General features: G+C 73.5%; 8 protein-coding genes. 4 read left to right on the forward strand and 4 right to left on the reverse strand.

Annotation, left to right across the window (positions count from 1 at the left end; translation table 11 throughout):
• Positions 1 to 62: 62 nt before the first annotated feature.
• From ABZ261_RS03745 to ABZ261_RS03760, 4 genes are read right to left on the reverse strand one after another with little or no spacing between them, the layout of a single operon-like run.
• Positions 63 to 707 (reverse strand): hypothetical protein, encoded by a 645-nt coding sequence (locus ABZ261_RS03745; protein ID WP_356854930.1) that lies wholly within the window; start codon positions 705 to 707, stop codon positions 63 to 65.
• A gap of 55 nt (positions 708 to 762) precedes the next feature.
• The gene (locus ABZ261_RS03750) at positions 763 to 1,065 is read right to left on the reverse strand and encodes a phosphopantetheine-binding protein (protein ID WP_356854931.1); all 303 of its coding nucleotides are present in this window, start codon (positions 1,063 to 1,065) and stop codon (positions 763 to 765) included.
• Positions 1,062 to 2,123, reverse strand: a complete 1,062-nt coding sequence (locus tag ABZ261_RS03755) for an HAD-IIIC family phosphatase (protein ID WP_356854932.1) — start codon at positions 2,121 to 2,123, stop codon at positions 1,062 to 1,064. Before ABZ261_RS03755 ends, ABZ261_RS03750 begins: the two co-directional genes overlap by 4 nt.
• Positions 2,110 to 3,888 carry a GNAT family N-acetyltransferase gene (locus ABZ261_RS03760; RefSeq protein WP_356854933.1) on the reverse strand — a complete coding sequence of 593 codons (1,779 nt, stop codon included), beginning with the start codon at positions 3,886 to 3,888 and terminating at the stop codon, positions 2,110 to 2,112. The genes ABZ261_RS03755 and ABZ261_RS03760 overlap by 14 nt, the downstream gene beginning before the upstream one ends.
• A 588-nt stretch (positions 3,889 to 4,476) precedes the next feature.
• Here ABZ261_RS03760 and ABZ261_RS03765 point away from each other — a divergent pair.
• The 4 genes from ABZ261_RS03765 (at position 4,477) to ABZ261_RS03780 (ending at position 6,894) form a co-directional block, all read left to right on the forward strand.
• Positions 4,477 to 4,857: an S-adenosylmethionine decarboxylase gene (locus ABZ261_RS03765; protein WP_356854934.1), complete on the forward strand. Its 381-nt coding sequence runs from the start codon at positions 4,477 to 4,479 to the stop codon at positions 4,855 to 4,857.
• 156 nt (positions 4,858 to 5,013) lie between these two features.
• A complete protein-coding gene (locus tag ABZ261_RS03770; RefSeq protein ID WP_356854935.1) occupies positions 5,014 to 5,202 on the forward strand; it encodes a DUF3073 family protein in 189 nt (62 codons plus the stop codon).
• Positions 5,203 to 5,385: 183 nt separating this feature from the next.
• Positions 5,386 to 6,132: a 4'-phosphopantetheinyl transferase superfamily protein gene (locus ABZ261_RS03775; protein ID WP_356854936.1), complete on the forward strand. Its 747-nt coding sequence runs from the start codon at positions 5,386 to 5,388 to the stop codon at positions 6,130 to 6,132.
• 147 nt (positions 6,133 to 6,279) lie between these two features.
• A complete protein-coding gene (locus tag ABZ261_RS03780) occupies positions 6,280 to 6,894 on the forward strand; it encodes a hemerythrin domain-containing protein (RefSeq protein ID WP_356854937.1) in 615 nt (204 codons plus the stop codon).
• The last annotated feature ends 153 nt before the right edge of the window (positions 6,895 to 7,047 follow it).

The following is a 7,047-nucleotide window of genomic DNA, read 5'->3' on the forward strand; positions in this document are numbered from 1 at the left end:
GGCCGGCGTGCTCCCCGGCCCCGGCCCGTCCGCCCGGCGCCCGGCGCACGGCGCCGGGCACCTCACCCGGTTGCGGGGGACGGGCCCGTCTCCACGGTCGTGGTCACGCGGACGAGGCCGGGCCGCCGGGGCGTCGAGCCGAAGCCGAACCGCACGGGCGGGTCGACCGGCGCGAGCGGACCGAGGTCACGGCCGCCGAGGACCGCGGTGGCCGCGACGACCGGGCGGAGGTCGAGCGCGCCGTACCACTCGCGCCGGCCGCCGCCCGCGCTGCCCCGGGTGCGCACGCCCAGCAGCAGCCTGGCGGGTAGGTACGTCACCGCGGTCCAGGCGGGCCGGGCGGCGAGCGGCGCGGGCACGGCCCGCAGCAGCAGCCCCGTGAGGCCGCGCCGGCCCGTGGTGAAGCGGAGGTCCAGCGGGCCGGCCGCGACCGTCCAGTCGGCTCCTTCGGCCCGCACGGCGACGGGGGCGACCCGGACGGTGTCGAAGGCGTAGGTCGCGGCGACGAAGTCCGCGATGCGCGGGGAGGGCGCCAGCAGCAGCCGGTGCCCGTCCGCCCGCTCGATCATGACGTCGCTGAACGGACCGAAAGGCGACCGCGTCCAGTGGCCCAGCACCGCACGGGTGCCGGACGCCGTTCCGATCCCGGCGATCCAGCCGTCGAAACGCAGCCGCGCCGCCCGGCCGGCCGCCGCGCTGCCGCCCATGCCGCCCCGGGTACCCGTTCCCCGCGGACGACGCTCCTCGCCGGGGGCCGCGGGGTCACATGCTGCCTTCCGGGGACGCGGCGAGGTGCCACACCACGAAGTCGACCAGTGTGGCGATGGACTCCAGGCAGTCCAGGCTGAGGTCCTGCGCCGCCACGTCGACCCCGAAGCGGTCGGTGATGGCGGACAGCAGGGTCACGCCGGCGAGGGACGACAAGGAGATCTCGGAGCCGAACAGCTTCGTCTCCGCGGGCAGTTCCTCGATGCGGGCCCGCGGCGCGCGGGTGGCGTCGGCCAGCATCCAGCGGATCTCCCGGTCCACCTGCGCCCGTTGTGCGGTCAAGGGGTCCTCGGTCATGGGGTCGGTCCAATCGGCAGCGGACGCACCTGCAGCCAGGCGGGCCAGGGGGGCAGGTCGCCGTCGAGGGTACGGGTCAGCGTCACCGTCGACCGCGCCGGGCCGCCGTCGCCGGCGGCGCGCAGGCCGGCCTGGCGGAACAGCAGCCGCAATTCGGTGTTGGCCTCGGTCGGCCTGAGGTCCAGCGCGAAGTCGTCCGCCCCGGCCGACCTCGCCTGTTCCATCAGCCAGCGCAGGAAGGCGACGGAGACCCCGCGGCCGGCGATCCGGCAGGACAGCGCCAGCAGGGGCACCGACCACACCGTGGCGCCGGGCCGCACCAGCGCCATGCCGATGGTGCCGTAGTCCCCGAACCGGTCGGTCATCCGGGCCGTGAACAGCCGGTGGCCGCCCTCCTCGACCAGGGACCGGACCCGCTCGCGGTCCAGCCCGGACGAGTTCAGCCGGTGGGTGCGCTCGGCGAGTTCCAGCGCCCGCGGAAGGCCGTCGCCGCCCGCGGCGCCGACCTCCATACGCATCCGGCACCACGTGAGGAACTCCTCCCTGCTCCCCTCGAAGCGCTCGCCGGCCCGGCGGCGGGCCTCCTCGGTGCGGTACAGGCCGACCCGTGCGCGCGCCTCCGGGGTGACCGGGCGGCCGGCGAAGGCGTCCAGCAGCGCGGGCACGTCCTGCGGGGCCACCGCCCGCACGCCCGGCAGCAGGGCCTCCACCTCGGCCCGCTCGTACGGGGAGTCGTCCACCAGCAGCAGCGACTCGACCGCCACCCCCAGTTCGGCGGCGATGGCGCGCAGGGCGTGGCTCTTGTCCTGCCAGGACACCTGCGGAGCCAGGAAGCGGGCGGCGAGGTCCGTGTCGCGGGTGATGCGCTCCAGCACCTCGGGGGCGCTGCGGCTGGCGATGCTGCTCAGCACGCCGTACCCGGCGAGCGTGTCGACCGCCGCCAGCATGTCCGCGCGGACCTCGGGCAGCCCGCCGTCGGCGCGCTCGACCGCGACACCGTCCCACAGGGTGCCGTCGAGGTCCCACACCACGCACTTGACCCGGTCAGCGTTCAGCATGGCTGGGATCCTGTCGTGCGGACGGCCGGTCCTCGTCGCCCGCGGGCAGGCGCAGCTTCATCACCAGGTTGGTCGGGGTGAACCCGAACTTCCGGTACAGCGTGCGCATGGGAACGTTCCCGACGTGGACCCGGCCCACGACCTCGGTGAGCCCGTGCTGCACGGCGAACTCCAGCCCGGAGGAGATGAGCAGCTCCGCGACCTCCGCCCGGCGCTCCACCGGGGCCACGGCCAGCGAGCGGAAGTTGGCGTAGCGGTCCCCGGTCATCGTGTTCTGGTTGATGCTGACCCACAGCCAGCCGATCGCCGGGTCGCCCGGACGGTGGGCGACGATCATGCCCTCCTTGGACTTCTCCATGGCGCGGGCCAGCCGGGTCCGGTGGCGCACCGGGTCGTCCACGGCGTCGCCGCCGAAGGAGATGCGGGCGATGTCGACCTCGAAGTCGCCGATCTCGGGCAGGTCCTGTTCGTCGGCCTGCCGCGTGACGTAGGGCGCCGCCCGCTCCTCCAGCAGGCCGCGCTCGCCGGCGGTCGGAGGCTGCCAGGTCCGGCTCGACGGCCCCGGGGGCGCGGCCTCCTCCGTGGGCTCGGGAGCGGCGGGCTCCGCCGCGGGCTCCGGGGCGCCCTGCGGCCGCGGCCGGCCGTCGGCATGCCGGGGCTGGCCCTCGGGTCCGGCGGGCACCAGCGGGCCGGGACGGAAGGGGCCCCTGCCGCAGTTCGGGCAGCCCTCCGCGCGCAGCACGCCGACCGAGCCCCACTTGGCTCCCGCGCCGACCCGGATCAGCTCGCCGCAGGCCACGCACTCGTACAGGCGCTGGCGCGAGCGCTTGTCGCCGGTGTAAAGGGGGCCCTTGTAGTCGCCTTCCTGGGAGGGCGCGGTCGCGCTGGTGGTGAGGAGGTGCTGGAAGAATCCGACACCGCCGAGAATTCCGCTGCCCTCGTATTCGTTGAAGTTGCGGATATAGCCGTTGGTGACGAGACCCAGTTCCATGATCTCGCGCTGCACCTGCAGCATTTCGTCCGGGCTCTTCCCGCCGAAGGACAGGAAAATGCTGTGGGCCGGCCCCGGGCGCAGTCCTTCCACCGCACGCGACAGAAACAGCCGGGCGCCTTCGGGGGTGTACGGCGGATCCGTCATCGCCACGTCGAACTGCCGGTGCAGCTTTTCCGGCAGCGGATTCCGCAGATCGTGCTGCACCGTCTCTATACGGGTGCCGAGGTCCGCCGACACCCGCTCGATGTAGCCGAGGATCTCGGGGGAGATGTCGACCACCGTCACCTGGTCGACGAGCGGTGCGCCGAGGACGTCGCCCACCACGGCGACGGCGAGGGAGATCAGGTCGTCGTCGCCGACCAGGAGCAGCGAGCCGCCGGGCAGCGTGCCGGCCGTCAGCAGCGCCAGGACGCGCCGCACCTTGGTCTCGGGGGTGCACTTGGACTGGTCGAGCGCCATGTCGGCGGCCGGGCCGCTCTCCATGATCGCGGTCAGCCGGGCGACGGCCTCGTCCAGCACCTCCGGGATCACCAGCTCCCGCCCGTCGCAGGTGCGGCAGGTGGCGTCCAGGGTGAGGTCCATGCCCAGCTCGGTGACGAGGGCCCGGCCCGCCGGGGTGAGCTGCGACGGACGCTCGCGGGTGATCAGCCCGCGGGTGCGCAGTTCGTTGCCCACGGCGGCCACGATCGGCACCGGCAGGCCGACGGCCCGGCTGATGTCCTTGGTCGAGGCCGGAGCCAGCCGGCGGATGGCACGCAGGATCGACCGCACCCCCGGAGGCCCTTCCTGGAGCCTGACGGCGTCCGCGACATCATCGAGCACTCGGTCGGCGCTGAGACTGCGGCGTCGTCGACGGGCGTTCGTCACAATGTTGCTCCACGTGGGGTGAGAATGTTCGTGCCAGTATACGGGGCCGCAGAACCACCACGCCAGGCGTCTAAGGGCGACTCGGAAATACAGTGCGGCGTCCGTTCCGCAGCCTTTTCCCGGACGGAATTCCGGTGGGTGCACCGGTTTTCCGCGCCACATCGGCGACGCCTTTTCGCCTTCCGTGGGGAATGCGAGGGCGGGGTGGCCGCCCGTCCGCCCGGAACGGTGGAATCCGGTCCGTCTTCCGGAGGCCCCGCCGGTTATGCGCGCGCTTCCGGCGCCGGCCGGGCGGGCGCGGGGCGGGCGCCGCTGCGGACGGACCGCCAGGTGAGCGCAGCGTGCCCCCGTGGGTTACCCTGGGTGCTAGCCTGGTGTGCCTAAGTGTCGGCTGTCGGGATGTCAAGGCCCCGATCCGGTCACCGTGATCGTTGTGAATCCAATGGAGAGGAGATGCGGGAAGCGGATATGACTCCTGCTTCCCGGAGCGCCATGAGCAATCCCGCCGAACTCGCCACCGAAGGTATACACGTCGACGACCTCTGCTCGTACGCGGTCGACGTCTGGGTGAGCGATCACAGCATCCTCACCGACGAACAGCGTCTTCTGAAGGTGCTGCGCGATGCGGCGGAGAAGGGCAACGCCAAGGTTCTCGGCGAGGCCTCGCACGTCTTTCCCAACGGCGCCGTCACCGCCATTCTCCTGCTTTCCGCGTCACATCTGAGCATTCACACCTGGCCGGAATTCAGTCTTGCCAACGTCGATTTGCTCGCTTACGGCCGGCTGAACGGCGAGCGCATGATGCAGAGCGTCGAACTGGGCCTCTCCCCGACGAAGATCAACGTCACCCGGATGCTCCGGGCCGTTCACTGACCGCCTCGCACGCCGTTCCGGACCACCGGTGACGAGCTCCCGCCTGTCTGCTGGGAACAGGCCGACTGAGCTAGCATGGGGTGTGGTCTAGGGAGAGCATCGGTCGCGGGGTTGACGTACGGGCCCCTGCGTCCGGGATCTGTGAGGAGATGGATCATGGGACGCGGTCGTGCACGTGCGAAGCAGGCGAAGATCGCTCGCGAGCTCAAGTATCGTCCCCCCGTCACCGATCTCAGGGCCCTCCAGCAGGAACTCGCCAAGACCGACGGCGACAGCCGTCCCGTGGACGTCCTCGTCGACGAGGAAGGGCCCGACCTCGCGGAGCGCCCTCTCGACGCTCCGTGACGCTCCCCCCGTCTCCTCCCGTCCGGACGGCCGTTCCCCCCTCCTCACAGCAGCCGGCCCGTCCGTGAATCAGGAACGGCGTCGGCGCGGTCACGGCGGCAGCCCTGCGCGCACGGTCCCGCGGATGCCGCGCAGGTGCGTGCGGCAGGCGCCCGGGCCGCGCGCCCGGGCCGTCCCCTTCCGGTGACCGCAAGCGGGCGCGCGCCACGCCCCGTTCAGGTGTGGTGGGCCGAACTGCACGGCGCCCACCAGGGCTTGCGCGCCCTGCTCGACCCGGTGGAGAGCGCCCGTTACGAGGCGACCGCCGACCCCCTCAGCCGGCAGCAGTTCCTGGTCGGTTGCGCGCTGACCCGGCTGGTGCTCGGCCGGCTGCTCGGCACGCCGGCCGCCGAGGTGCCGCTGCGCCGGGTCTGCCCGCGCTGCGGCGGCCCCCACGGCAAGGTCGCCCTGGACCCGGCGGCGGTTTCCGGGACGGACCTCCGTTTCTCGGTCAGCCACAGCGGACCGCTCGTGGGCCTGGCCGTGTGCCGGGGCGCGGACGTCGGGCTCGACGTGGAGCGGATCGAGGAGGCGCCCGACGTGGACCTGGTGGCGCCGCGCATCCTGTCCGCGGCGGAACTGGCCGTACTGCGCTCCTTCGCGCCCGCCGACCGGCCAGGCGCCCTGCTGCGGTACTGGACCCGCAAGGAAGCGGTGCTCAAGGCCCTCGGCATCGGACTGCGGCTGCCGCCGCTCCGCCTGGAGGTGTCGGCGCCCGGCGCCCCCGCCCGGGTCGACCGGTGGCAGGACCGCCCGGAACTCGTCCCCCGGCTCCGGCTCGCGGACCTCGTCGTGGCGGGGCGGCATCCCGCGGCCGTCTGCGTGACCGGCCCGCGGGAAGCGGAGATCGCCGAGCAGGACGCGCACGCCCTCCTGCGGGAGGCGTCCTAGCCGGGGCGGCCGCCCGGGCGTCCGCGTGCGCTCTCGCCAAGCGGGTGCGGGGTCTGCCGTGCTCTGCCGGCGTTTGCCGGGCTGGGGGCGGGTGACCCGGCAGGCACGACCCGCAGCGGCCGAGAGAAGCCGGGAGAAGAGGACGCCATGGCGAGGACCATCAGGGACCAGTCCCTCCAGCAGCTGGGCGGCCGGGCGAGCGTGCTGGCGCGGCAGCGGCGGGACCACGACGAGATCGACCGGCTCATGGACCGCTACCGCAGCGGTGACGCCCAGGACCGCGAACGGACGCTCAAGGAGATCGTCCAGCTGGTGTTCAGCCACGCCTTCGCGGAGGAGACCGTGCTGTGGCCGGCCGTGCGGCGCTCGGTCCCCGACGGCGAGCGGCTGACCGCCCGCGTCGAGGAGGAGCACCAGCAGATCAACGACCTCGTCGCCGACATCGAACGGCTCCCGCCCGGCGACCCGGAGCGCGAGGAGAAGGTGGAGCGGGCGTTCGCACTGATCACGCAGGACATCAGGGACGAGGAGGACCTGCTGCTGCCGCGGCTGCAGGACGCGATGGACGCCGCCGGGCTGCGCCGGCTCGGTTCCGCATGGGAGACGGTGCGCCGCACCGCGCCCACGCACCCCCATCCCGTCGTGCCCCGGCGCCCGCCCGGCAACGCGCTGCTGGGCGTGCCGCTGAGCCTCTACGACCGCGTCCGGGACGCCCTGGGCGGCCGCGCGGGCCGCGGCGGCCGGACCGGCACGGGAACGTGACACCGGCGGCGGCGGAGCGTCGTCATCGCCGACCCCGACCACAGGTACTACGAGGGCTGGGGCACGGCGTCTGGGAGAGCAGCACCGCCGTGTAGGACGCGAGGGCGGGGGCGAAGGCGGCGGCCCACAGCCCGCCCGGACGGCCCGCCCGGT

Origin of the sequence: Streptomyces sp. NPDC006193 (assembly GCF_040613915.1) — a bacterium.
Taxonomy (GTDB): Bacteria; Actinomycetota; Actinomycetes; order Streptomycetales; family Streptomycetaceae; genus Streptomyces.